Source organism: Rhizobium sp. R339, assembly GCF_002211395.1.
GTDB lineage: Bacteria > Pseudomonadota > Alphaproteobacteria > Rhizobiales > Rhizobiaceae > Rhizobium.
Genome location: NZ_LOKV01000001.1, coordinates 425503 through 449457, shown reverse-complemented (window position 1 = coordinate 449457; position 23955 = coordinate 425503). Strand labels below are relative to the sequence as shown.

General features: G+C 62.0%; 21 protein-coding genes and 1 pseudogene. 13 read left to right on the top strand and 9 right to left on the bottom strand.

Translation table 11 applies throughout. The features are described 5' to 3' along the window. Positions 1–129: 129 nt before the first annotated feature. A complete protein-coding gene (locus ATY76_RS02170) occupies positions 130–1464 on the bottom strand; it encodes a dicarboxylate/amino acid:cation symporter (protein ID WP_088673126.1) in 1335 nt (444 codons plus the stop codon). Positions 1465–1689: 225 nt separating this feature from the next. Here ATY76_RS02170 and ATY76_RS02165 point away from each other — a divergent pair, with 225 nt between their 5' ends. Further along, positions 1690–3564: an ATP-binding protein gene (locus tag ATY76_RS02165; RefSeq protein WP_088673125.1), complete on the top strand. Its 1875-nt coding sequence runs from the start codon at positions 1690–1692 to the stop codon at positions 3562–3564. 2 nt (positions 3565–3566) lie between these two features. Further along, on the top strand, positions 3567–4913 hold the full coding sequence (locus ATY76_RS02160) for a sigma-54 dependent transcriptional regulator (RefSeq protein WP_088673124.1): 1347 nt from the start codon (positions 3567–3569) through the stop codon (positions 4911–4913). A 6-nt stretch (positions 4914–4919) separates the two neighbouring features. Here ATY76_RS02160 and ATY76_RS02155 read toward each other — a convergent pair whose 3' ends face one another. Next, entirely contained in the window at positions 4920–5387 is a 468-nt protein-coding gene (locus ATY76_RS02155) for an Lrp/AsnC family transcriptional regulator (protein ID WP_009992419.1), read from the bottom strand. 231 nt (positions 5388–5618) lie between these two features. On the opposite strand from ATY76_RS02155, the gene trxB reads away from it, so the two are divergent. From trxB to ATY76_RS02130, 5 genes are all read left to right on the top strand, one after another. After that, positions 5619–6593 carry a thioredoxin-disulfide reductase gene (trxB, locus tag ATY76_RS02150; RefSeq protein WP_088673123.1) on the top strand — a complete coding sequence of 325 codons (975 nt, stop codon included), beginning with the start codon at positions 5619–5621 and terminating at the stop codon, positions 6591–6593. A gap of 22 nt (positions 6594–6615) precedes the next feature. Beyond that, the gene (locus ATY76_RS02145) at positions 6616–7512 is read left to right on the top strand and encodes a LysR family transcriptional regulator VtlR (RefSeq protein WP_004671024.1); all 897 of its coding nucleotides are present in this window, start codon (positions 6616–6618) and stop codon (positions 7510–7512) included. A 552-nt stretch (positions 7513–8064) separates the two neighbouring features. Then, positions 8065–8358, top strand: coding sequence for a metalloregulator ArsR/SmtB family transcription factor (locus tag ATY76_RS02140; protein ID WP_088673122.1), 294 nt, complete (start codon positions 8065–8067; stop codon positions 8356–8358). 105 nt (positions 8359–8463) lie between these two features. Next, on the top strand, positions 8464–9588 hold the full coding sequence (locus ATY76_RS02135) for an alkene reductase (protein WP_088673121.1): 1125 nt from the start codon (positions 8464–8466) through the stop codon (positions 9586–9588). Positions 9589–9665: 77 nt separating this feature from the next. Then, on the top strand, positions 9666–10466 hold the full coding sequence (locus ATY76_RS02130; RefSeq protein WP_088673120.1) for an aminoglycoside phosphotransferase family protein: 801 nt from the start codon (positions 9666–9668) through the stop codon (positions 10464–10466). Here ATY76_RS02130 and ATY76_RS02125 read toward each other — a convergent pair. Continuing rightward, positions 10463–11482: pseudogene (locus tag ATY76_RS02125) on the bottom strand (NAD(P)H-binding protein). The gene ATY76_RS02130 and the pseudogene ATY76_RS02125 sit on opposite strands and share 4 nt — an antisense overlap. Positions 11483–11574: 92 nt before the next feature. On the opposite strand from ATY76_RS02125, the gene ATY76_RS02120 reads away from it, so the two are divergent. Both ATY76_RS02120 and ATY76_RS02115 read left to right on the top strand, forming a co-directional pair. Beyond that, positions 11575–12477, top strand: a complete 903-nt coding sequence (locus ATY76_RS02120; protein ID WP_088673119.1) for a LysR family transcriptional regulator — start codon at positions 11575–11577, stop codon at positions 12475–12477. A gap of 61 nt (positions 12478–12538) precedes the next feature. Then, positions 12539–13054, top strand: coding sequence for a GrpB family protein (locus ATY76_RS02115; RefSeq protein WP_088673118.1), 516 nt, complete (start codon positions 12539–12541; stop codon positions 13052–13054). Here ATY76_RS02115 and ATY76_RS02110 read toward each other — a convergent pair. Next, complete coding sequence (locus ATY76_RS02110; protein WP_088673117.1) at positions 13051–13338, bottom strand: DUF2188 domain-containing protein; 288 nt, start codon at positions 13336–13338, stop codon at positions 13051–13053. The genes ATY76_RS02115 and ATY76_RS02110 overlap by 4 nt on opposite strands. Positions 13339–13568: 230 nt before the next feature. Between ATY76_RS02110 and ATY76_RS02105 the strand changes: the two genes are divergently transcribed. Continuing rightward, positions 13569–14666, top strand: a complete 1098-nt coding sequence (locus tag ATY76_RS02105; protein ID WP_088673116.1) for a calcium:proton antiporter — start codon at positions 13569–13571, stop codon at positions 14664–14666. Positions 14667–14688: 22 nt separating this feature from the next. Here ATY76_RS02105 and ATY76_RS02100 read toward each other — a convergent pair whose 3' ends face one another. The 5 genes from ATY76_RS02100 to ATY76_RS02080 form a co-directional block, all read right to left on the bottom strand. Continuing rightward, on the bottom strand, positions 14689–15555 hold the full coding sequence (locus ATY76_RS02100; protein ID WP_088673115.1) for a 3-deoxy-manno-octulosonate cytidylyltransferase: 867 nt from the start codon (positions 15553–15555) through the stop codon (positions 14689–14691). Between the two features lie 45 nt (positions 15556–15600). Next, entirely contained in the window at positions 15601–16506 is a 906-nt protein-coding gene (locus tag ATY76_RS02095) for a glycosyltransferase family 8 protein (protein WP_088673114.1), read from the bottom strand. Between the two features lie 181 nt (positions 16507–16687). Then, positions 16688–17074, bottom strand: coding sequence for a type II toxin-antitoxin system VapC family toxin (locus tag ATY76_RS02090; RefSeq protein ID WP_088673113.1), 387 nt, complete (start codon positions 17072–17074; stop codon positions 16688–16690). Next, positions 17071–17337, bottom strand: coding sequence for a type II toxin-antitoxin system prevent-host-death family antitoxin (locus ATY76_RS02085; protein ID WP_088673112.1), 267 nt, complete (start codon positions 17335–17337; stop codon positions 17071–17073). Before ATY76_RS02085 ends, ATY76_RS02090 begins: the two co-directional genes overlap by 4 nt. Positions 17338–17433: 96 nt before the next feature. Next, positions 17434–18636, bottom strand: a complete 1203-nt coding sequence (locus ATY76_RS02080; RefSeq protein ID WP_088673111.1) for a pyridoxal phosphate-dependent aminotransferase — start codon at positions 18634–18636, stop codon at positions 17434–17436. A gap of 317 nt (positions 18637–18953) precedes the next feature. On the opposite strand from ATY76_RS02080, the gene ATY76_RS02075 reads away from it, so the two are divergent. The 3 genes from ATY76_RS02075 (at position 18954) to ATY76_RS02065 (ending at position 23948) form a co-directional block, all read left to right on the top strand. Next, positions 18954–20627: a glycosyltransferase family 39 protein gene (locus ATY76_RS02075; RefSeq protein WP_088673110.1), complete on the top strand. Its 1674-nt coding sequence runs from the start codon at positions 18954–18956 to the stop codon at positions 20625–20627. Between the two features lie 215 nt (positions 20628–20842). After that, complete coding sequence (locus ATY76_RS02070) at positions 20843–23197, top strand: marine proteobacterial sortase target protein (RefSeq protein WP_088673109.1); 2355 nt, start codon at positions 20843–20845, stop codon at positions 23195–23197. Next, positions 23187–23948, top strand: coding sequence for a class GN sortase (locus tag ATY76_RS02065; protein ID WP_088673108.1), 762 nt, complete (start codon positions 23187–23189; stop codon positions 23946–23948). Before ATY76_RS02070 ends, ATY76_RS02065 begins: the two co-directional genes overlap by 11 nt. Positions 23949–23955 lie beyond the last annotated feature (7 nt).

The window sequence follows — 23955 nt, the reverse complement described above, 5'->3', positions numbered from 1 at the left end:
GTCTCGCCGATCTCCTCGGGTCGGAATGGCGCGTGACGTTGAACATCTGCGTAGAGAACGAAATTACCAATAAGCAAACGGCCCGCTGTAAAACGGGCCGCCGCAAAGATTGCCAGCAATCAGGCGAGGTTATTCCGCCGGCTGAAGCCCGGCAGCCGGAGCAGCTTCCTCGGTCTGGCCGCCGAGCGCTCTGGCGAGCTGCGCGGTATCCAGTTCCTTTTCCCAGCGTGCCACGACGATCGTCGCCACGGCATTGCCGACCAGGTTGGTCAGCGCCCGGCATTCCGACATGAAGCGGTCGATGCCGAGGATGAGCGCCATGCCGGCGACCGGCACGGAGGGCACGACGGAAAGCGTCGCGGCAAGGGTGATGAAACCGGCGCCGGTGATGCCGGCGGCACCCTTCGAGCTCAGCATCGCCACGAGCAGCAGCAGGATCTGGTCGCCCCAGGAGAGCTGGATGCCGGTTGCCTGAGCAATGAAGAGGGCTGCCAGCGTCATGTAGATATTGGTGCCGTCGAGATTGAAGGAATAGCCTGTGGGGATGACGAGGCCGACGACCGAGCGCTTGCAGCCGGCCTTTTCCATCTTGTTCATCAGCCCCGGAAGGGCGGCCTCGGAAGACGAGGTGCCGAGAACCAGCAGCAGCTCTTCCTTGATGTAGCGCAGCAGCGCCAGGATCGAGAAGCCGTTGTAGCGGGCAACCGCGCCGAGCACGACGAGAACGAAGAGCAGCGAGGTGATGTAGAAAGTGCCGATCAGCATGGCGAGGTTGGCGATCGAACCGATGCCGTACTTGCCGATGGTGAATGCCATGGCGCCGAACGCGCCGATCGGGGCGGCCTTCATGAGGATGCCGACGAGCTTGAAGATCGGAGCCGTCAGGGCGTTGAGGAAGGTCACGACCTGTTCGCCCTTTTCGCCGACCATGGCGAGCGCGACGCCGAAGAGCACCGAGAAGAACAGCACCTGCAGGATGTCGCCATCGGCAAAGGCGCCGACGATCGTCGACGGGATGATGTTGGTAAGGAAGCCGACGATGCTCTGCTCATGCGCCTTTTCGGCGAAGGTCGCGACGGCCTTCGGGTCGAGCGAAGCCGGATCGATGTTCATGCCGGCGCCGGGCTGCACGACGTTGGCGACGATCATGCCGATGACGAGCGCCAGCGTCGAGAAGGTGAGGAAGTACAGCATCGCCTTGCCGGCGACGCGGCCGACCTTCTTCAGGTCGCTCATGCCGGCAATGCCGGTCGCGACCGTCAGGAAGATGACCGGGGCGATGACCATCTTCACCAGCTTGATGAAGGCATCGCCGAGCGGCTTCAGCTGCGTGCCGAGCTCGGGATAGAAATGGCCGAGAAGGATACCCGCGGCGATGGCGGCGAGAACCTGAACGTAAAGATGAGAATAAAAGGGCTTCTTGCCCTTGCTGTCTGCGACTGCATCCAATGGTGCTGCGATCATGATGTCCTCCTAAGGGCTCGCCCGGAACGAACTCCGGCCTCCCGAGCCGTTCGCTTCAATCCAACAGCTCAGCCGTTGTTGTCCCCTCCTTCGCAATCGCCGTGCCAGTTTCGAATTGCAGATCTAAGCAATTGATTTTCATCAGTTAAAAAATTGGAAGACCATCAACAACGCGTTAAGAAATGCGAAAATCCGCACAAAGTCATTTGCATCCCGTGCCGAAACATGCACAAATCCGCCATGTCCTTGTCCGTCTCGCAAAAGCTGTGGCCCACCCTGCCGCTGCATCATCGCATCCGCCGGATGTGGTGGGCCTATGCGGCGATCACGCTTCTCGCCGTCGTCGCCAGCCTCTGGGCAAGCGGCGAGATCGGCCGCTACCAGGCCGAGACCGCGCTGGAGGAACAGGCCCGGACCGATGCGAGCCTGAATGCGGCATTGCTGCGCACGGTTCTCGAGAAATACCGGGCGCTTCCCTTCGTGCTGTCGCAGGACACCGCGCTCGCCGCGGCGCTGGCGGGAAACGATGCCGGCACGTTCGAGCAGTTGAGCCGGAAGCTGGAAATGCTGGCGGCCGGCACCAAGGCCGCCGTCATCTATGTCATCGACAAGGACGGCATGGCGGTTTCGGCCAGCAACTGGCGCGAACCGACGAGCTTCGTCGGCAACGACTATCGTTTCCGCGAATATTTCCAGGGCGCCGTGGCGAAGGGACAGGCCGAACACTTCGCGCTCGGCACCGTCAGCAAGAAACCCGGCCTCTATATTTCCGAGCGGATATCAGGCCCGGACGCGCTCCTCGGCGTCGTCGTCGTCAAGGTGGAATTCGATGACGTCGAGGCGGATTGGAACGCCACGGACGCACCATCCTACGTCATCGATGATCGAGGCATCGTCCTCATCACCAGCATTCCCTCCTGGCGGTTCATGACGATCGGCCGGATCCCCGGGGATCGTCTGGCGGCGATCCGCGAAAGCCTTCAATTCGGCGATGCACCGCTTCAGCCGCTGCCGCTCGATAGCGTGCGAAGCCTCGGCGACGGGCTCGACGTCGTCGAAATCGTCATGCCGGGCGGCGCCGGGAAAACCCGATTTCTCGATGTCGGAATCCCGGTTCCAGCGACAGCCTGGCACCTGCAGCACCTCGTGGCGCTGGGAGCGGCGGTTGACGCCGGGATCCGCGAAGCCCGCATGCTGGCGCTGCTGACGCTCTTGCCGCTGATCGCCGCAGGCGCCTTGCTGTTGCGCCGTCGCCAGACGGCTACCCTCAGGATTTTCAGGGAGCAGCAGGAGCGAGAAGAGCTGGAACGGCGCGTCGCCGAGCGCACGCTGGATCTCAGCCAGGCGCGCGACCGGCTGCAGGCCGAGATCGTCGGCCACAGGAGCACGGAGCAGAAGCTGCAGGCGGTGCAGCAGGATCTGGTGCAGGCCAACCGGCTGGCGATCCTCGGCCAGGTCGCCGCCGGCGTCGCCCACGAAATCAACCAGCCGGTCGCGACTATCCGCGCCTATGCCGATAATGCCCGCACCTTCCTCGACCGCGGCCAGACCGCACCGGCCGGCGAAAATCTTGAGAACATCGCCGCGCTGACCGAGCGCATCGGCTCGATCACCGACGAGCTGAAGAGTTTCGCCCGCAAGGGCCGCGGCAGCGCCGAGCCGACCGGATTGAAGGATGTAATCGAGGGCGCAGTGATGCTGCTGCGCAGCCGCTTTGCCGGCCGCATGGATACGCTCGACATCACGCTGCCGCCTGTCGACCTGCAGGTCATGGGCAGCAGGATCCGCCTCGAACAGGTGCTGATCAACCTGCTCCAGAACGCGCTCGAGGCAGTCGCCCCCAAAGCCGACGAGGCCCGCGTCGAGGTCAGGACATCGAATGACGACGAGATGGTGACGCTGACGGTTGCCGACAACGGCCCCGGCATTTCGCCCGAGATCCGCAAGGGGCTGTTCACGCCCTTCAACACCTCGAAGGAAAGCGGTCTCGGACTGGGGTTGGTTATCTCCAAGGATATCGTCGGCGATTACGGCGGCCGGATGGAGGTGGAGAGCGACAGCAGCGGGACAAGGTTCATCGTTCATCTGAGGAAGGCTTGACCATGGCCACACCGATGCCCGTTGCGCTGATCGACGACGACAGGGATCTGCGCCGCGCCACGGCCCAGACCCTCGAACTCGCTGGCTTCTCCGTCTCGGCCTATGACGGCGCGAAAGCCGCGCTGGCGGAGCTGACGGCCGATTTTGCCGGCCCTGTCGTCACCGATATCCGCATGCCCGAGATCGACGGGCTGCAACTTTTCGCCACGCTGAAGGGCATGGACGGCGACCTGCCTGTTATATTGATGACCGGCCACGGCGACATTCCGATGGCGGTTCAGGCCATCCAGGACGGCGCCTATGATTTTATCGCCAAACCCTTCGCCGCCGACCGGCTCGTTCAGAGCGTGCGCCGCGCCGGCGAAAAGCGGCAGCTCGTTCTGGAAAACCGCATGCTGCGCCGGGCCGCCGAAGATGCGCAGGTGACTTTGCCGCTGATCGGCCAGACGCCAGCGATGGAAAATCTGAGGAAAATTCTGCGCCACATCGCCGATACCGATGTCGACGTGCTCGTCGCCGGCGAAACCGGCAGCGGCAAGGAGGTGGTCGCCCAGATTCTGCATCAGTGGAGCCACCGCCGGAAGGGCAATTTCGTGGCGCTGAACTGCGGGGCGCTGCCCGAAACCGTCATCGAAAGCGAGCTGTTCGGCCATGAGGCCGGCGCCTTTACCGGCGCTCAGAAGCGCCGCATGGGCCGCATCGAGCACGCAAGCGGCGGCACGCTTTTCCTCGACGAGATCGAGAGCATGCCTCTCGCCACGCAGGTCAAGATGCTGCGCGTGCTTGAAATGCGCGAGATCACGCCGCTCGGCACCAACGAGGTGCGCCCGGTCGATCTCCGCGTCGTCGCGGCCGCCAAGATCGACCTTGGAGATCTCGAGGTACGCGGCGATTTTCGCGAGGACCTCTATTACAGGCTGAATGTCGTAACGATCTCCATTCCGCCGCTGAGAGAGCGCCGTGAGGATATTCCGCTGCTGTTCTCCCATTTCGCCGCGCGCGCCGCCGAGCGCTTCCGCCGCGACGTGCCGGAACTTTCAGAGAATGTCCGCCATCATCTTGCCACCCATGTATGGCCGGGCAATGTCCGCGAGCTCTCTCACTATGCCGAACGCGTGGTTCTCGGCGTCGAAGGCGGCGGAGCGGCAGCCCTTCCCCCGCAGCCGGCGGGCGGCACCCTGCCGGAACGGCTGGAGCGCTACGAGGCAGAGATCATCCGCGATGCGCTCGCGGCCAACGACGGCGACGTGCGCCGCACCATCGAGGCGCTCGGCATTCCGAGAAAAACCTTTTACGACAAACTGCAGCGCCACGGCATCAACCGCGGCGGTTATGCCTCGCGAAAGTAATCGGCTTCAGACTTCCACCAGCCCCAGCTTCTTCACCTGGCGGATCGTCAGCATGGTGCGCACGGTATCGACGTGTTCGTTTGCCGTCAGCACTTCGATGACGAAGTCCTGGAAGTGGGTGAGGTTCTCCGCCACACAATGCAGCAGGAAATCGCTGTCGCCCGAAACCATCCAGGCCTGGCGCACCAGCGGCCATTCGGTGGTGGCGGCGGCAAAGGCCTTGAGATTGCCTTCCGACTGGTGCTTGAGGCCGACCATGCAGAAAGCGACCAGATCGAAGCCGAGCTTCGGGCTGTTCAGCATGGCGTGATAGCCCTCGATGATGCCGGCTTCTTCGAGCTTGCGAACCCGGCGCAGGCAGGGCGGCGCCGAGATGCCTACGCGGTCGGCGAGCTCCACATTGGTCATGCGGCCGTCGGCCTGCAGTTCCCGGAGGATCTTTATGTCGATGACGTCGAGTTCCGTGCGACCCACATCGCGGCCTTTCTTTAATTCTTCGCGGCGAGCTTCTATATAAAGCCGCGGAATACGCAAGAAAGTTTCAAGCCGATGACGGATTCTTGCACATCAAGGCGATTTGCCTTGTTGGTAATGCAAGGCTGCCCTTGAATAATAGCATTGGACGTTCATAAATGGCGCATGGACCGCGAAACGGCCGTAATCGCTATTTAGCCGCCGCCCTCCTGCCAGTCGAAAGGAAATGACATGCCCGCCCGCCACACGAAGGTGCTCATTATCGGTTCCGGACCCGCCGGCTATACGGCCGCGGTCTACGCCGCGCGCGCCATGCTGAAGCCGGTCCTGATCGCCGGTCTCGAACAGGGCGGCCAGCTGATGATCACCACCGATGTCGAGAATTATCCGGGCTTTGCCGATCCGATCCAGGGCCCCTGGCTGATGGAGCAGATGCTGCAGCAGGCAAAACATGTCGGCGCCGAGATCGTCAACGACCTCGTGACCGAAGTCGACACGAACCAGCGTCCCTTCGTCGCCCGCACCGACAGCGGCCAGGTCTGGACCGCCGATACGCTGATCATCGCCACCGGCGCCAAGGCCAAGTGGCTCGGCATCGAGAGCGAGCAGCATTTCCAGGGCTTCGGCGTTTCGGCCTGCGCCACCTGCGATGGCTTCTTCTATCGCAACAAGGACGTGATCGTCGTCGGCGGCGGCAACAGCGCCGTCGAAGAGGCACTCTATCTCTCCAACATCGCCAAGTCGGTAACGGTCGTCCACCGTCGCGACTCGTTCCGCGCCGAGAAGATCCTGCAGGAACGCCTGTTCGCCAAGGAAAACGTCAAGGTGCTGTGGAACTCGGAAGTGGCCGAAATAACAGGCACGCCGGCCAAGCCCCCGATGCCGCAATCCGTAACCGGCGCGCGCCTGCGCGACGTCAGAACCGGCGCGATCACGGAAATGCCGGTCGACGGCGTCTTCGTCGCGATCGGCCATGCGCCGGCAACCGAACTCTTCAAGGACAAGCTGAAGCTGAAGGACAACGGCTATCTCTGGACCGCGCCGGATTCGACAGCAACCAGCCTCGAAGGTGTCTATGCCGCCGGCGACGTGACCGACGACACGTTCCGTCAGGCCGTCACCGCCGCCGGCATGGGCTGCATGGCAGCGCTTGAGGCAGAGCGATACCTGACGGGCCACATGCCTGTCGCCGTGGCCGCGGAGTAAGATCGGCATGAGAGGCGGGGGAATGCCACTGGATTGGGACAAGCTGCGCATTTTTCACGCAGCTGCCGAAGCGGGTTCGTTCACGCATGCGGCGGATAAGCTGCATCTGTCCCAATCCGCCATCAGCCGCCAGGTGAGCGCGCTGGAGCAGGATGTCGGCACCAAGCTGTTCCACCGCCATGCGCGCGGCCTGATCCTGACGGAACAGGGCGAACTGCTTTACCGCACCGCCCATGACGTGTTGCTGAAGCTCGAAACCGTCAAGATGCAGCTCACCGAGACGACCGAGACGCCGTCCGGCAAGCTGCGCGTCACGACGACGGTCGGCCTCGGCCAGGGCTGGCTGACCGACAAGATCCAGGAATTCCTGCAGCTTTATCCCGATGTGCAGATCCAGCTCATCCTCGACAACGAGGAAGTGGATGTGAACATGCGCCATGCCGATTGCGCGATCCGCCTGCGCCAGCCGCAGCAGTCCGACCTCATCCAGCGCAAGCTCTTCACCGTGCACATGCACGTCTATGCAGCCCCCTCCTACATCAATCGCCATGGCGAGCCGCAGAAGATCGAGGATCTCGACAATCACCGCATCATCACCTTCGGCGAGCCGGCGCCGAGCTACCTGCTCGACGTCAACTGGCTGGAGGTCGCCGGCCGCTCGTCCGACAACAAGCGCATCCCGCATCTGCAGATCAACAGCCAGACCTCGATCAAGCGCGCCTGCCTGCTCGGAATCGGCGTCGCCTGCCTGCCCGATTACATCGTCGGCCGCGACCCCGGTCTGATTCAGCTGGCGATCAATGCCGACGTGCCGTCTTTCGACACCTATTTCTGCTACCCTGACGAGATCAAGAACGCCGCCAAGCTGAAGGCTTTCCGCGATTTCATCGTCAGCAAGGCTAGAAACTGGAACTTCTAACCCAGATTTATGGAATATTTTCCATACTATGCAGTGTGCGCATGACTGGCATGCACAAATGTGGGTTGCCGTTTGCCCATTAAACCACCATATCGCACATAGCTGATGCACATGGTGGCTTTTCCTCCCAGTTCCACCGCATTAGCTGTTCCCCTCTGGAGGTTTTTGACCTTCACACTTATAAGGGCCCTGGTTTTCCAGCGGCCCTCTTTTTTTGCCTTGCCCCAGAGGGAAATGCCGCACCGCAAAAAAATTGTGCGGCGCATAGCAGGCATGCACAAAAAAGCATTGAAACCTGCCTAAGGAAGCACCATATCCATCTTAGCTGATGCATTTCGTGGTTTCTCTCCCAGTACCACCGCATTAGCTGTTCCCCTCTGGAGGTTATTGACCTTCACAATTCAAAGGGCCCTGGTTTTCCGGTGGCCCTCTTTTTTTGCCCAAAATTTGCTCAATCGCCAAAGGCCGCCCTCTCACGCCTCTGTGATTTGCATATCGCCGCCTGCCGATCAATATATCGATCAGACACGATTTATAGTTCGGCAAACGACGATGGATAAAGACGAGATCATGAAGGCGCTCGCCCATCCCACGCGGGTGGACATTCTGGGCTGGCTGAAAAATCCCGAGGAACATTTCCCTTCGCAGGAGCACCCCTTCGAAATGGGCGTCTGCGCCAGCCAGTTCGAGCGCTGCGGTCTGTCGCAGTCCACGGTCTCGGCCCATCTCGGCACGCTGCATCGCGCCGGCCTCGTCACCACCAAGCGCGTCGGCCAGTGGATCTTCTACAAGCGCAACGAAGAAACGATCGCGGCATTCCTCAAGCAGCTGACACAGGATCTCTAGCTGATCCCCATCGGCCTCGGGCCGACGGCACTCACCAATCTCTTCGCCAGGGGCTGGACCGCCCTCACCCCTGCTGAGTGATCCCCCGCAAAAGAAAGGACCATCATGGCCAAGCTTTTCGAACCCGCCAAGGTCGGCGACATCTCCGTCGAGAACCGCATCGTCATGGCGCCGCTCACCCGCAACCGCTCGCCGGGCGCGATTCCCAACGATCTCAACGTCGAATATTACCGCCAGCGCGCCACGGCTGGCCTGATCATCACCGAAGCGACGGCGATTACCCACCAGGGCCAGGGTTATGCCGACGTGCCCGGCCTCTACAGCAAGGAAGCGCTCGATGGCTGGAAGCGTGTGACCGACGCCGTCCACGCAGCCGGCGGCAAGATCGTCGTCCAGATGTGGCATGTCGGCCGCATCTCGCATACGACGCTGCAGCCGGACGGCGGCAAGCCGGTCTCCTCGACCAATCGCATCGCCAAGGCCAAAACCTATCTGGTCAATAGCGACGGCAGCGGCAGCTTCGCCGATACCTCCGAGCCGCGCGCGCTCGAGACCTCCGAGATTCCTGGGATCATCGAGGATTACCGCAAGGCCGCTCGCGCCGCCATCGACGCCGGTTTTGACGGTGTCGAAATCCATGGCGCCAATGGTTACCTGCTCGATCAGTTCATCCGTGACGGCGTCAACGACCGCACCGACCAGTATGGCGGCTCGATCGAAAACCGCACGCGCCTGGCTTTCGAGGTCGTCGATGCCATCGTCAAGGAAATCGGCGCAGGCCGGACAGCAATCCGCATATCGCCGGTGACGCCGTCGGGCGAAAGCTACGATTCCAATCCGCAGACGACCTTCACCCATGTCGTCGAGGGCCTGGCAAGATACGGCCTTGCCTATATCCATGTCATCGAAGGCCAGACCGGCGGCGAGCGTGACTACCGGCAGGGCGACAATCCTTCCTTCGACTACAAGGCGCTGCGCCAGGCCTATGAAAGGGCCGGCGGCAAGGCGAGCTGGATGGTCAACAACGGCTATGACCGCGACCTGGCGATCGACGCCGCCGAAAGCGGCCGCGCCGATCTCGTCGCCTTCGGCAAGCCTTTCATCGCCAATCCCGATCTGGTCGAACGGCTGGCAAAGAAGCTGCCGCTCAACACGCCCGACCAGTCGACCTTCTACGGCGGCACCGCCAAGGGCTATGTCGACTATCCCACGCTCGAAAAGGTCGCCTGAGCCTTCAGGATACGAACTGCTAAATCCCGCCGAAAGGCGGGATTTTCATTTGCAACGCATCTTTGTAGGGTGTCGCCATGTTCGCTTCCCATCTCGAACGCTGGTCGTTGATATCAGACGGCGAGCCCATCATCACCCATTCGAGCCGCCTGCTGCCGGTCCTCTGGCAGGACAGGCCCGCCATGCTGAAAGTGGCGACCGATAAGGATGAACGATATGGCGCATTGCTGATGCAATGGTGGGATGGCGACGGCGCGGCCCATGTCTATGCCCATGAGGACGATGCCGTGCTCCTGGAAAGGGCGATGGGAAAACGCTCGCTGCTTTCCATGGCGATGAATGGCGAGGACGACGAAGCGAGCCGCATCCTCTGTCGGACCGCCGCGCGGCTGCATGCGCCGCGCGAAAAACCGCTTCCCGATCCCATTCCCCTCTCCCGCTGGTTCCGCGATCTCGAACCGGCCGCCGGCAAATATGGCGGCACGCTTGCCGATTGTTCGGCAATCGCCAATGCGCTCCTTGCCGATCCGCGCGAACCCGCTGTCCTCCACGGCGATATCCATCACCAGAACATTCTCGATTTCGGGGCGCGCGGCTGGCTGGCAATCGATCCGAAGCGTCTCCATGGCGAGCGCGGCTTCGATTTCGCCAATATCTTCGCCAATGAGGAACTGCCAACCATCACCGACCGAGCCCGTTTCCGCCGCCAGCTCGCCATCGTCTCGGCAGAGGCCCGGCTGGAGCCGAAGCGGCTGCTGCAGTGGATCGCCGCCTATTCCGGCCTTTCCGCCGCCTGGTTCCTCGGCGATCCGAATTTTGAACAGGCCGAGACAGCCTTGACGGTCGGCCGGATCGCGCTTTCCGAACTCGCAGCCTAATGGGCTTTTTGCAGCGAATGGCCGATGAAGGCCGTCGCCGCGTCATGATGCGGTTCGGGCAGGCAGCCAAGCGCCACCAGTGACGCCCGCACCGCCTCATCGATTGGTGTCTGCGGCTCCTTGCCGAGTTCGGCGACAAGCTTGGCGTTGCTCATCCTGAGCGGCACCTTCCAGAGATAGCGCATCTCCTTGATCTCGCGCATGATCGGAACGAAGGGCGCGGCGAGCGGCACGATCCACCAGGGAAACCGTCCGATCTTGGCCTTGCCGCCAACCACGCGCTTGATCGCTTCCGCCATCTGCATGCCGTCCGCATCCCAGAAGCCCTCCATCTGATAGACGGCGAAAGCCGGCAGCCGGTCGGCTCGCTCGACGAGCTGGACGACGGTTTCCGCCATGTCGGGCAAGTAGACCCACTGATGGCCGACGCCGCGCCGCCCAGGATTCTTGATCGTGCCGACCGGCTTGCCCGGCGTCACCAGACCCGATGAGAACCAGCTATTCGCTGTCGTACCCGGGCCGAAGAAATCTCCGGCCCTGACGATGATGGCGCCGGCGCCGGATTGCGATGCCGCCTCCAGCCGCTTCTCCATCTCGACGCGGATCGTGCCCTTCTTCGTCAGCGGATGCTGCGGGCTTTCTTCCGTCGGCGCCGGCAGGGCATCGGGACCGAAATTATAGACATTGCCCGGCAGCACGATGCGCGCGCCGGCTGCACGGGCAGCGGCGATGCTGTTGTCGAGCATCGGCAGCACCAGGCTTTCCCAGTCGCGATAGCCTGGCGGATTGACGGCATGGACGATCAGGCCGGCGCCTTAGGCCGCCCTCAGCACGTCGTCCGCCTTCATCGCATCGCCCTGCACCCATTCGAATGCCGGCTCCTTCTTCGCTGCCTTGACGGCATCACGGTTGAGCGCCCGGATCTGCCAGCCACGCTCAAACAATTTGCGCGCCACCGCGCCGCCGATACCGCCGGTCGCGCCGAGCACAAGGGCCGTCTTCAATTCTCCACTCATGACAATCTCCTTCGATCGCATGAGATGGACTATGCGCCCGGAAAGCGATAAACAAAATTGACGAAATACGTGCATCTGTTATACGAAAATATATGGATATCGAACCGAGCTGGGATTTCTACCGCAGTTTCCTGACCGTGCTTCAGCAGGGTTCGCTTTCGGCAGCCGCGCGGGAACTCGGGCTGACCCAGCCAACGATCGGTCGTCACGTCGATGCGCTGGAAAAAGCGATCGGCGCCGAGCTTTTCATCCGCTCGCCGAACGGCCTGCTGCCGACTGACACCGCACAGACGCTGAAACCCTATGCGGAGACGCTAGCCGCAACCACGGCCGCGCTCCTGCGCACCGCCTCCGGCAAGCGTGAGCGCGTTGCGGGAACGGTCAGGGTCAGCGCCAGCGAGGTCGTCGCCGTCGAGGTGCTGCCGAAAATACTTGGGAACCTGCAGGAGACCTATCCAGAACTCCAGATCGAGCTCTCGGCTTCCGATATGATCGAAGACTTGGTGAACCGCGAAGCCGATATCGCCGTGCGCATGGCAGAGCCGCAGCAGGATGCGCTCATCGTGCGCCGCATCGGCGATATTCCGCTCGGTTTCCACGCCCACCGAAGCTATCTCGAACGGCATGGCATCCCCCAAACCATGGCGGACCTTGCCAACCACCGGCTCATCGGCTTCGACCGGCAGACGGCCTACGTCCGTCTAGTGATGAAACGCTATCCGGCGCCGGAGGGCATCAAATTCTCCTACAGGACCGACAGCAATCTTGCCCAGCTTTCCGCCATCCGCGCCGGCGTCGGCATCGGCATCTGCCAGATCGGACTGGCCCGCGAGAACCCTGACCTCGTTCATGTCCTGCCAGATGCTTTCGGCATACCGCTCGGCACCTGGGTGGTCATGCATGAAAGTCTGAAAACCTCGCCGCGCTGCCGCGCCACTTTCGACGCGCTGGTCAAGGGCCTTCAGGATTACCATCGTTATTCCACAGGCGCATGAGCCGAAATCGCAATCGATTTCTGGCAAGAATCATGGGTAAATCTCCAGGCAATCGCGGGAGATGAACATGCACAAGCCGGTCGAACTCGAGAGCTATGACAAGCAATGGCCGGAGGCCTTCCAGCGCATCCGAGGCAAGCTCTTGGCCTTGCTGCCGCAGGCGCTCGCCATCGATCACGTCGGCAGCACCGCCATCCCTGCGATTGCCGCCAAGCCGCTCATCGATATCGACATCGTTCTTCCCAGTCTCGAACATATCGAGGATGCGACCCGCGTGCTTCTCTCGAAAAATTACGAGCCGCGCGGCAACCGCCATGACGACGAGATGTGGGCATTCTTATCGAGAGATTTGGTGCCGGCCGCACGCGTCTACCTCTGCCCAATTGGCAACCGCACGCATAAAAACAGGCTGGCTTTCCGAGATTATCTCACCGCGCATCCCGAGGCGGCGGCCGATTATGCCGCGCTCAAACTGAGGCTGGCAGCCGAATTCAGGATGGATGGCAATCGCTACACCGCAGAGAAACGCGAATTTGTCGATACGATCGTCACGCGAGCTTTGAGAGGCGACGTTTAGCGTCCGGCGCTTTGCGAGGCGCCGGACGTGCGTTCCTGCCAGAAGCCGTCGACCACCTCTGTTTCCGGCCGGTCGCCGCCCTCGGCATATTCCTCATGCCATTTGCCGTTTTCGTCCTGCCAGCTGATCTCGGCGGAATCGCCGCCGACCTGCTGTTCGGCCGCGACGATGCGCGCAGCCTCGAGCGCCTCGGCATGGGTCGGGAATGCCTCGGAATAGACGCCTCCCAGCCTGTAGGCCCAGCCGCCGTCATGCGGCACGACTTCATAGACCACCTTGATCATACAACAGTCTCCTCATCTTCTTGTTGCGCATTCGCATGCTTCCGGACTGGGTCCGGATCATCGCGGCCGCGTGACGAGAATTCGAGGACGCCGCGATCTGCTTTCCGGCCCCGATGGCGTTCAGTATTCCATTAAACGCCGAAGACTGCAAATAGCAGAGTGCTAGGGCGCGCTTCCCATCCGAAATCAGTGACTTAGTTAAAAGGCATGAACGGAACGGGAGCTGAGACTTGCAGATCGCATCGCGCCTCAAAGAAGAAAAGTTTCTGGTCATTGCGCTCGCCGCCGCGGTGACCGCCTATCTCTTGGAGCATACGGTCATCGAGATGGGCCGCGGTTTTGCGCTAATCGCCGCCGCCGCACTCGTCGCCATCATCGTGCTCGCTTCGATCCGCGTCGCCCATCATGCCGAACTGCTCGCCGTCAAGGTCGGCGATCCCTACGGCACGATGATCCTGACGCTTTCGGCCGTCGCGGTCGAAGTCATCATTCTCGCCATCATGATAACAGGCGAAAGCTCTCCGACGCTGGTGCGCGACACGATCTATTCGGCCTTGATGCTCGATATCAACGGCATTCTCGGCCTCGCCGCCCTGCTCGGCGGCCTCAAGCACGGCGAACAGCCCTACAACGACAATTCCGGCAAGACCTACGGCGTGATGATCCTCACCGCCATGGGCATCTCGATGATCGTGCCGGAATTCGTGCCGCGGGATAAGTGGCATTATTATTCCGCCTTCACCATCGTCGCGATGATCGCTCTCTATGGTCTCTTCCTGCGCATGCAGGTCGGCCAGCACAGCTATTTCTTCAGCTACAGCTATCCGCGCTCCGAGCGGAAGAAGGAAGGTCACGGCGAAGAGGGTCCCGAGGAGTCGGCCACGGTCTCGATCGCCACCATTCTCGTCGGCGTCGTCATCATCGGCCTGCTGGCGGAGTTCATGTCGGCCTTCATGACCGAAGGCCTGCGCGACAGCGGCGCGCCGATCGCCATCACCGCCGTCGTCGTCGCGGCGATATCAGCCGCCCCCGAAATTCTGACGGCTTTGCGGGCAGCTCTTCGAAATCGCATGCAGGCAACGGTTAACATCGCCATGGGCGCCTCGCTGTCGACGGTGATCCTCACCGTGCCTGTCATGGAGGCGATCGCGCTCTATACTGGCCAGCCCTTCATCATGGCGATGACACCGGTGCAGACAGTGATGGTGACGATCACGCTGATCGCTGCGGCGATCAACCTCAACGACGGCGAGACCAACGCGATCGAGGGCATGACGCATTTCATCCTCTTCGCCACCTTCATCATGCTGACGGCGCTTAGCCTTTGACGTCAGAAGGTGGCGAAGCTCATCACTTCGACTTTTCGAGGAAGCGCTCTTTGCGGGTTTTCGGCTTGAAGCGCCGGAAGAAATTTTCGATGGCGCGGATGGATTTGGTGACGGACATCAGCCGATCGATCTGGCTGTTGGCATTGTGAAGCCGCTCGGACAAGACTTCGGCCGCCGTCATGGCGATCTCGATCGGCGGCACGTCGGGAAACCGTTTGGCGAGTGCCGAATAGGGGCTGGCATCGACGCCACCCATCATCGAGATCGAGCCCATCCTGGCAAAGAGACGCAGGAAGATCTGCTCGAACGTCCAGTCATGCACGTCGAAGACCTTCCACTTCTCGCTCCTCTTCGCCGAAAAGCCGGCGAGCAGGATCTTGCCCGGCAGCTTCAGCTCGGCGAGCCAGAGCGCCATCGCAAAGCCGCTCGTGGCGATCTTGCCCGTGGGGTAAAGATCGGCGAGCATCTGCGTCAGATCGAGGTGGCGGGCTTTGGCGCCATTGAAGCGGCTCTCCTCGCTGAAGTTTTCCTCCGGGGAGACGCGAATGTTGACGACGCCCAGGAAGTCGTCGCCGGCAAAGAAGCGCAGAACGTCCCCCACCTCGCGCCGGTGGACGATATTGGCGCCCATCACGCCGCTGCGGGCAACTAGCACCGCATGACCGGTGAAGGGCTCGTCGAGCACCTTGTAGACATTGTTGAAGAAGACGTAGAGCGTTGTCTCCGGCAGCTCGCTTCTGAGCCGCTCGAAATCGACCGCCTCGCTGTTTGCCACCAGCACGACATGGGAATAGCGCGACAGCATCGTTTTCCACGCGTCCGGTGTCAAGAGATTCACCCCGCCATCTCCGGCGGCCACTGTCCTGATATCGCTCGGCATTGATTCCATCGGCTCACATGCACTTTCCCTGGACGATCCGCTCGGCCCGCCTCGCTAGCTGTTGCTGAAATAGGCGCGCATCCGTGCAAGCCGCGTCAGCCCGCCGATCTGCTTTCCCACATGCGAGAAGAAACCGGCAACCCGGCCCGCCGCCGACGGCTGCCTGCAGAAAGACGCCCAGGGCGTATTACGGAGATCCTCGGCATAGCGCTTGGCCATCCGGCGATGCACCCAGGGAACGCTCGCCTGCCACGGCTTCTTGCGGCCGGTGAAATGAAAGATGGCCGGCCGCTCGACGAAAGGCAAAAGTCCCGTCTGTGTGTTCCAGCGCGGATCGAGCACCAGCCAGTTGCCATCGAAAGTGACGTTCAGCGCATCCTGGTCGTTGTTCTGAAACAGATGCGAGCGCTCCTCGAAGATTTCCCGGGTCCGGGCGAAAAGCCCCTTCGCCCGGCAGACCGACCAGTCGAACAACAAGACGCCGGCATTGAAATAGCGTCCACCCTCGCCCATGCCGATCTTGCGTTGCCGCGCGCCCGCCTTCTCGGGGAAGGCCATGACATAGTCATCGACTGCGGCAAGCGCCTTGCCCTGGAGGTCCCTGGTGAAGAGTTCGTCGACGGGCGCCACCGCGAGCACATCGGCGTCGAGGTAGAGCAAACGCTCGATTTTCTCGGGAATTTGCAGATCCATGTAGAGCCGCGCCAGCGTAGCACCCGACCAGCGGCCCCGCGCCTGCAGTCCCTTCTCCGGCATCGCATAAGGCAGCACGGTGATCGTCATCTCGTGCAGGCGCGCAAAACTCTCGACCTCGGCGACCTCGTTCGGCTTGAGGTCGATGCCGAGAAGCAGAAACTCAATATCGGCCTGTACGAGATTGCGCTTGACGGAAAGCAGCGTGCAGCAGGCAGCCGGCAGCATGTTGACGTCGGAACAGACGATGACGGCACTCTGCTGCAAAATCCGGCCTCCCATAGCGGCAACTTGAACTTGATGCCGGATATCTAGTTGGTTTGGCGGCCGCCCGCAACCTGCGATCACCCGCACCACCAGCGGCCGCTGTCACGATTTGAATCGGAATTCAACGACTTGCGAGGCAAAGCGGAATCGATGCCGCAAGGTCTTGAATCAGGATGTGAGCCTACAGCCGCAGAGCCAGTGGATGGTCGACGAGCAACCGGTCGATCGTCGCGAGCTGCAAGCCCTCGACCCTGCATTGTGCCAGCAGCAAGCGGTCGAAGGGATCTCGCGTCTCAGGCTCGGGATCGGCGGCGGTGATGACGTGCTGAATTTCGATCCGTAGCAGTATCAGCCCTATTTCTTCGAGAGACCCGGCAATGTCTTCAAGTGGCATGCCTGGATCCAGCTTTCCCAGACGAGCCTTGATCGCCGTTTCCCACAGGCTTGCGACGCTGACGAAGCCCACAGTTTTGCTGTCGCCAAGCAACGAGGCGATCTCAGGAAATCGCTGGCCAGCGTCTTTCCGCAGGATCGCCAGAACGATGTGGGTATCAAGAAGAAGCCTCATGGCTCCGGCAACGGCCTCAAAAGAAAATCTTCAGGCAGCGGATCGTCGAAATCGTCCGCGATGAAAGGTACCGGATTGGTGATACCCCGAGCACGAAGATAAGCCTGACCGGCCTCCAGGTTCAAACCGCCAGGCTTCTGATGCGGGACGAGATCGAAGACCGGCCGGCCATTGCGCGTCACGACAATGGTCTCGCCTTCCTCGACCTCGCGGGCAAGCTCGGTCAGGCGGTTCTTCGCGTCGCGGATCGTAACGGTCTTCATGCGACAAATGTAGCTACATGCAGCCACATCGTCAACGCCGCAACAAAGAGGCCCGCCGTCACCGGCAGGCCTTCGATGTGTTCTATCGCAGTCCGCTTACTTGCAGGCGGCGCAGAAACGCTGGATGCGGCGGCAGGCTTCCTCGAGCAGATCTTCCGAGGTTGCATAGGAGATGCGGAAGTTCGGGCCGAGGCCGAAGGCCGAGCCGTGAACGACGGCCACACCTTCCGATTCCAGAAGCTCGGACACGAAATCCTCGTCGGTCTCGATGACCTTGCCGGAGGGTGCGGTCTTGCCGATCAGGCCGGCGCAGGACGGATAGACGTAGAAGGCGCCTTCCGGAACGGGGCAGACGATGCCCTTGGCCTGGTTCAGCATGGATACGACGAGATCGCGGCGGCCTTCGAAGATCTTCTTGTTCTCGGGAATGAAGTCCTGTGTGCCGTTCAGCGCTTCGACGGCCGCCCACTGGGCGATCGAGGTCGCGCCCGAGGTCTGCTGACCCTGGATCATGTCCATCGCCTTGATGAGCTGGATCGGGCCTGCGGCATAGCCGATACGCCAGCCGGTCATCGCATAGGCCTTGGAGACGCCATTCATCGTCAGCGTGCGGTCGTAGAGCTTGGGCTCGACTTCGACAGGCGTGACGAACTTGAAGTCGCCATAGGTCAGGTGCTCGTACATGTCGTCGGTCAGCACCCAGACATGCGGATGCTTCATCAGCACGTCGGTCAACGCCTTCAGTTCGGCATGCGTATAGGCCGCGCCCGTCGGGTTGGACGGCGAGTTGAAGATGAACCACTTGGTCTTCGGCGTGATCGCCTTTTCGAGATCAGCGGCCTGGAGCTTGAAATTATGCTCCTGGGTCGCGGAAACGAAAACCGGCGTGCCGCCGCAGAGCGCCACCATCTCGGGATAGGAAACCCAGTAGGGCGCCGGCACGACCACTTCGTCGCCGGGGTTCAGCGTCGCCATGAAGGCGTTGAACAGGATCTGCTTGCCGCCGGTGCCGACGATCGTCTGCTCCCAGGAATATTCCAAGCCGTTTTCGCGCTTGAACTTGGCGGCGATCGCCTTGCGCAGTTCGGGAATGCCGGAAACCGGCGTGTACTTCGTCTCGCCGCGGTTGATCGCGTCGATGGCGGCCTTCTTGATATTGTCGGGCGTATCGAAATCCGGCTCGCCTGCTCCGAGGCCGATGACGTCGCGTCCTTTCGCTTTCAGCTCGCGCGCTTTCTGGGAGACGGCGATGGTGGCTGAAGGCTTCACACGGGAAAGAGCATCGGCAAGGAAGGCCATGATATCGGTCCTATTGGTTGAAACGGGCAGAAAGCCGGGACCGGAGTTCTGCGGTTAGCTCTATGTCCAATGTATGACGGCATTTCAAGCGCAAAGGCGTGATGGGGGCAATGATTCTTATTGATCGTTTTGCCGCACCGGCAGGCCGATCGCGGTCCCCATCGGCAAGGTTTGCAGCGCGCAGTCGAAGCGTTCCAAGCAACTCCTGAACAAATTCTTGACGAATACAGGGCTTCTTGCCGTCTCTACACGATAAAGGACGTTAATACTCAATCTGGGTGAATTGCTTTTTAAGACTTTGCTGATGAACTGCCGGCATGACAAAGCCGCCCCGAAAACCTTCCACGCCACTGCGCTTCGCGCCGGACGATCTGCAATTGGCTCCGGCCGAAGATCCGCAACGTGATCAGCAGCCGGCCGGCTGGGCCATCGTCGCTCGCAACTATCTGAACCTCGACATGGCGATCCTGCTCGGCATCCTGATCATTGCGATCGTCTTCAGGTTCCACAGGATCACCTTGCCGCTGGTCGACGGCTTCAGCTGGCGCGAGATCAGCACCGCAATGATGGCCGACAATTTCCGGGAGCGCAGCTGGAACATCTTCTTTCCGGAGGTCAGCTGGACCGGGCCCGGACCAAGCTATCAGGGCCGCGAGTTCCAGATCGTCAGCTATCTCACGGCCCTGCTCTACCAGCTGTTCGGCTGGCACGACTGGTTCGGCCGTGTGGTTGCAGCCTTGTTCGGGCTGGTGACGGTGTTCTCGCTGCACAGGCTGACGGCGCTGTGCTGGGGCGAGATGCATGCCCACGCGGCGGCACTGGCCTACGCGTTGATGCCGGCGGCAATCCAGATCGACAGCTCGGTTCTTCCCGATCCCGCCATGCTGGCCTTGGTCACGCTCGGCGTCTGGCTGTTCGTCAAATACTGGGCCGGCGGCAGCGGCTGGCTCCTGCCTCTCGCCACCGTCAGCTTCTCGCTCGGCGCGCTGTCGAAGCCCCCGGGCATCGCGGCGGGCGCCGTAATCTTTTACCTGATGGTCTGCTGGATTCTGGAGAAGAAGTGGAAGCCGGCGGGCTTGGTCTTCCTGTCCGGGCTTTTGAGCCTGGCCATCATCGGCGCTTATTTCAGCTGGGCGATCTATCTCGCCCGCAGCTATCCACCGTTCCATTTCGCCGGCAGCGGCGGCTATATCTGGGATTACGGCGTCGGGACATACATAAAGGACAGGTTCTACTTCCAATCCGCATGGAACACCTCTGTCCTGTGGTTTTATGGCTATCCGTTCCTGCTGCTGTTCGCGGTCGGTTTGTGGATGCCGCCCAGCCGCGCCGAAGATCCGAAGCAGCGCGCCCTTTCGGCCATTCCCTATGTTTGGCTGGCCGCGGCCCTGGTCCTCTATCTGGCCGCGGCGGGCGAGATCACCAGCAATGTGTGGAACCTCCACATCTTCCATGTGCCGGCCGCGATATTCTGCGGCCACGGCGCGCTTCTTCTGGCGAAGCTTTCATCGAAAACCGTTCTAAACCCGACGGTCGTGCTCCGCTCGATCTGCATTTTGATCGTCGCGGTGGGCTGGTCGACCCTGCCCCTCGTCAGGACGATGAAGAAGCCGATCGCCATGAACGGCAAGCTGCTTGGCGAGGAACTGGCGCGACTGGCGCAACCGGGCGACCTCGTCGTCGCCATCGCGCCCGATGTCGGTGATCCCGTCGCGGTCTACTACAGCAGGGCGCGCGGCTGGGTGTTCCCGCCCGGCGGCGGCGATGCCGAATGGTCGAAATTCGTCGCGGATGACGCCACCGCGATCGCGCAGCTCGAAGAACTGCGCACGCAAGGCGCGGACCTGTTTGGCGTCGCCAAGAATGCCACTGACAATGAAGGCCGGCTGTTCGTCGAGCATCATGACGGCGTTGTCGACTATCTCGACAGGACCGCAACCAAGCTTGCCGATTCCGATAAATTGCTGGTCTACAGGATCACCCGTCCCTGAGAACCGCCACGGTCTGACTGCACGGCCCCCGCTACCTCCGCGCGGCGGCGACAATCCTGTTTTTCATCTTTTGAAATCAGACAGATCGCCGGATTTCGTCATCGCCACGAATAAGCCGCAACAAATGCCGAACGCCGCCGCAATTCGGTCGCGAGCGCGCCGAGATCGAAGCCTCATCATTGCGTCATCCAAAATTGGTTATTGAGGGTATGCCAATGTTTCTGGAAGATGAGCTCGCCATCGGGCGCATACGCATGCGCCGGATTTCCATTTCATTTCTTGTCGCCGCCACCGCCTTTGTCGCTTGCCTCGCCGCATTGCTGGGACTTGCCTCAGCCGCCCGCGCCGAGGCGCAGCAGGCGTCCGGCCAGCTCGCGGCACTCGTCCGGCCGAACGACGTCAACAGCGGCTCGCTGCTCTTTCCGTCAAAGGAGCCCGGCTTCTATATCGAAGCGCCGCGGCTGAAGACCGACGTCGCCATCGACGTCTCCGGACCGGTCGCCAGGGTGAAAGTGACGCAGCGCTTCCAGAACCCGAGCCAGGGTTGGGTCGAGGGCACCTATGTCTTCCCGCTGCCGGAGAATTCCGCCGTCGACGCATTGAAGATGCAGATCGGCGAACGCTTCATCGAAGGCCAGATCAAGCCGCGCCAGGAGGCCCGCGAGATCTATGAACAGGCCAAGGCCGAGGGCAAGAAGACGGCGCTGCTCGAACAGCAGCGGCCGAACATCTTCACCAACCAGGTCGCCAATATCGGCCCCGGCGAAGAAATCGTCGTGCAGATCGAATATCAGCAGACGGTCCGCCAGTCGGGCGGCGAATTCTCGCTGCGCTTCCCGATGGTCGTCGCGCCGCGCTACAATCCGGCGCCGATCGTCCAGACCGTCGAATTCAACAACGGCGCCGGCTTCGCCACGCCGAGCGACCCGGTGGAAAACCGTGAAAAGATCGAAGCCCCCGTGCTCGACACGCGCGAAAACGCCAGGATCAATCCGGTCTCGCTGACCGTGGACCTCAAGGCAGGCTTTCCGCTCGGCGACGTCAAGTCCTCCTTCCACGAGGTCGATATCCGGCAGGATGGCGACCAGGCGAGAACGATCAGCCTGATGGGCGATTCCGTTCCCGCCGACAAGGATTTCGAGCTCACCTGGAAGGCCGCCCCCGGCAAGACGCCGAGCGCCGGCCTCTTTCGTGAGGTGATGAACGGCAAGACCTATCTGCTCGCCTTCGTCACGCCGCCGACGGCGCCGGAGGCGGCAGCGCCGGCCAAGCGCGAGGTGGTCTTCGTCATCGACAATTCCGGCTCCATGTCCGGCCAGTCGATCGAGCAAGCAAGGCAGAGCCTGGCCCTCGCCATTTCCAAGCTGAACCCGGACGACCGCTTCAACGTCATCCGTTTCGACGACACGATGACCGATTATTTCAACGGCCTCGTCGCCGCCACGCCTGATAACCGCGAAAAGGCCATCGCCTATGTCAGAGGCCTGACTGCCGACGGCGGCACGGAAATGCTGCCCGCCCTCGAGGCCGCGCTGCGCAACCAGGGCCCGGTCGCAAGCGGAGCGCTGCGCCAGGTCGTGTTCCTGACAGACGGCGCGATCGGCAACGAGCAGCAGCTCTTCCAGGAAATCACCGCGAACCGCGGCGATGCCCGCGTCTTCACCGTCGGCATCGGCTCGGCGCCCAACACTTACTTCATGACCAAGGCCGCCGAAATCGGCCGCGGCACCTTCACCCAGATCGGCTCCGCCGACCAGGTGGCAAGCCGCATGGGTGAGCTCTTCACCAAGCTGCAGAACCCTGCCATGACCGATATCGCCGCGAATTTCGAAGGCATCGCGGCCGAGGACATCACGCCGAACCCGATGCCCGACCTCTATAGCGGCGAGCCGGTCGTGCTGACCGCGGAGCTGCCTGGGGATAAGCCGGCCGGCAAGCTGCAGATCATCGGCAGGACGAGCGACCAGCCCTGGCGCGTCGAGATGGATATCGCCAATGCCGCCGACGGCAACGGCATCTCCAAGCTCTGGGCGCGGCGCAAGATCGACGATTTCGAAGCCCGCGCCTATGAGCGCCGGGATCCCGCCGCACTCGACAAGGATATCGAGACGGTGGCGCTCGCCCACCACCTCGTTTCCCGCGTCACCAGCCTGGTCGCCGTCGACGTCACCCCGTCGCGGCCGGCCGACGAGCCGCTCGGTTCGGCGAAGCTGCCGCTCAACCTGCCTGAGGGCTGGGATTTCGGAAAGGTCTTCGGTGAAACCGACGGCGCGATACGCCGGGCCTCGGTGGAGCCGGCAGCAAACGCGGCACCGGAACAAGTCGCAGCCGTCGCCCCGCCTGAGATCGCCACCATGATGGCCGCAGCGCCGACGGCAAAAGCCGCCACGCTGATCGCCCAGAAGAGCGCGACCGTAAACCTGCCGCAGACGGCGACGCGGGCCGACGAGCAGATCATGCGCGGTCTCACCATGCTGCTGCTGGCGCTGGCGGCGGCAAGCGGGCTTGCCATCTGGCGCCGCCGCATCAAGGGCCTCGTCACGATCGGAGCTACGCGCGATGGTCGTTAGCAGCCATGAGGAAGCGGCCGAATTCGAGCCGCTTCCGACCTATCTGGAACTCGCCATGGCCGCCGCCACAGCCCACGACATGCCAAGGGCGCGGAGGAGGAAGGGTTTCTTCCTCTGGCGTCTTTCGCCAATCGAAAAGACCATCGCCATCGCCATTTCAGGTCTTGCCCTTTATGGCCTGGCGCTGATCGGCGACGGCGTCCTGCTGAAGGCGAAGGCGGAGCTCTCGCAGATCCTGCTGAAACGCGCTTTCACCGCCGAACTGCACGGTGAAGAGATGAAGCCCTGGCCCTGGGCCGATTTTACCACGGAAGCCAAGGTGCGCGCGCCGCGCCTCGGCAAGGAGGCGATCGTGCTCTCCGGCGCCTCCGGCGAGGCCCTCGCCTTCGGTCCCGCCTGGCTCGCCAACACGCCGCAGCCGGGCGAGCAAGGCACCTCCGTCATCGCCGCCCATCGCGACACGCATTTCCGCTGGCTGCAATATATAAGGCCGGGCGACACGATCGAGATCACCCGCCGCGACGGCAAGCTGTTGACCTTCAAGGCCGGCGAAGGCCGCATCGCCCCATGGGACGCGAGCGGCATCGATCCCTCCTCCGACGGCCGCCGCCTGGCGCTGACCACCTGCTGGCCCTTCGATGCGACCGAACCGGGCTCGCTGCGCTACATCGTCGAAGCCGAACTGGTGGATGGCGAGGCGACCAGCTCCGTTCAACCGCCAAACACAAAGCCGTTATTGCAAAGCGAATGAGGGTTGA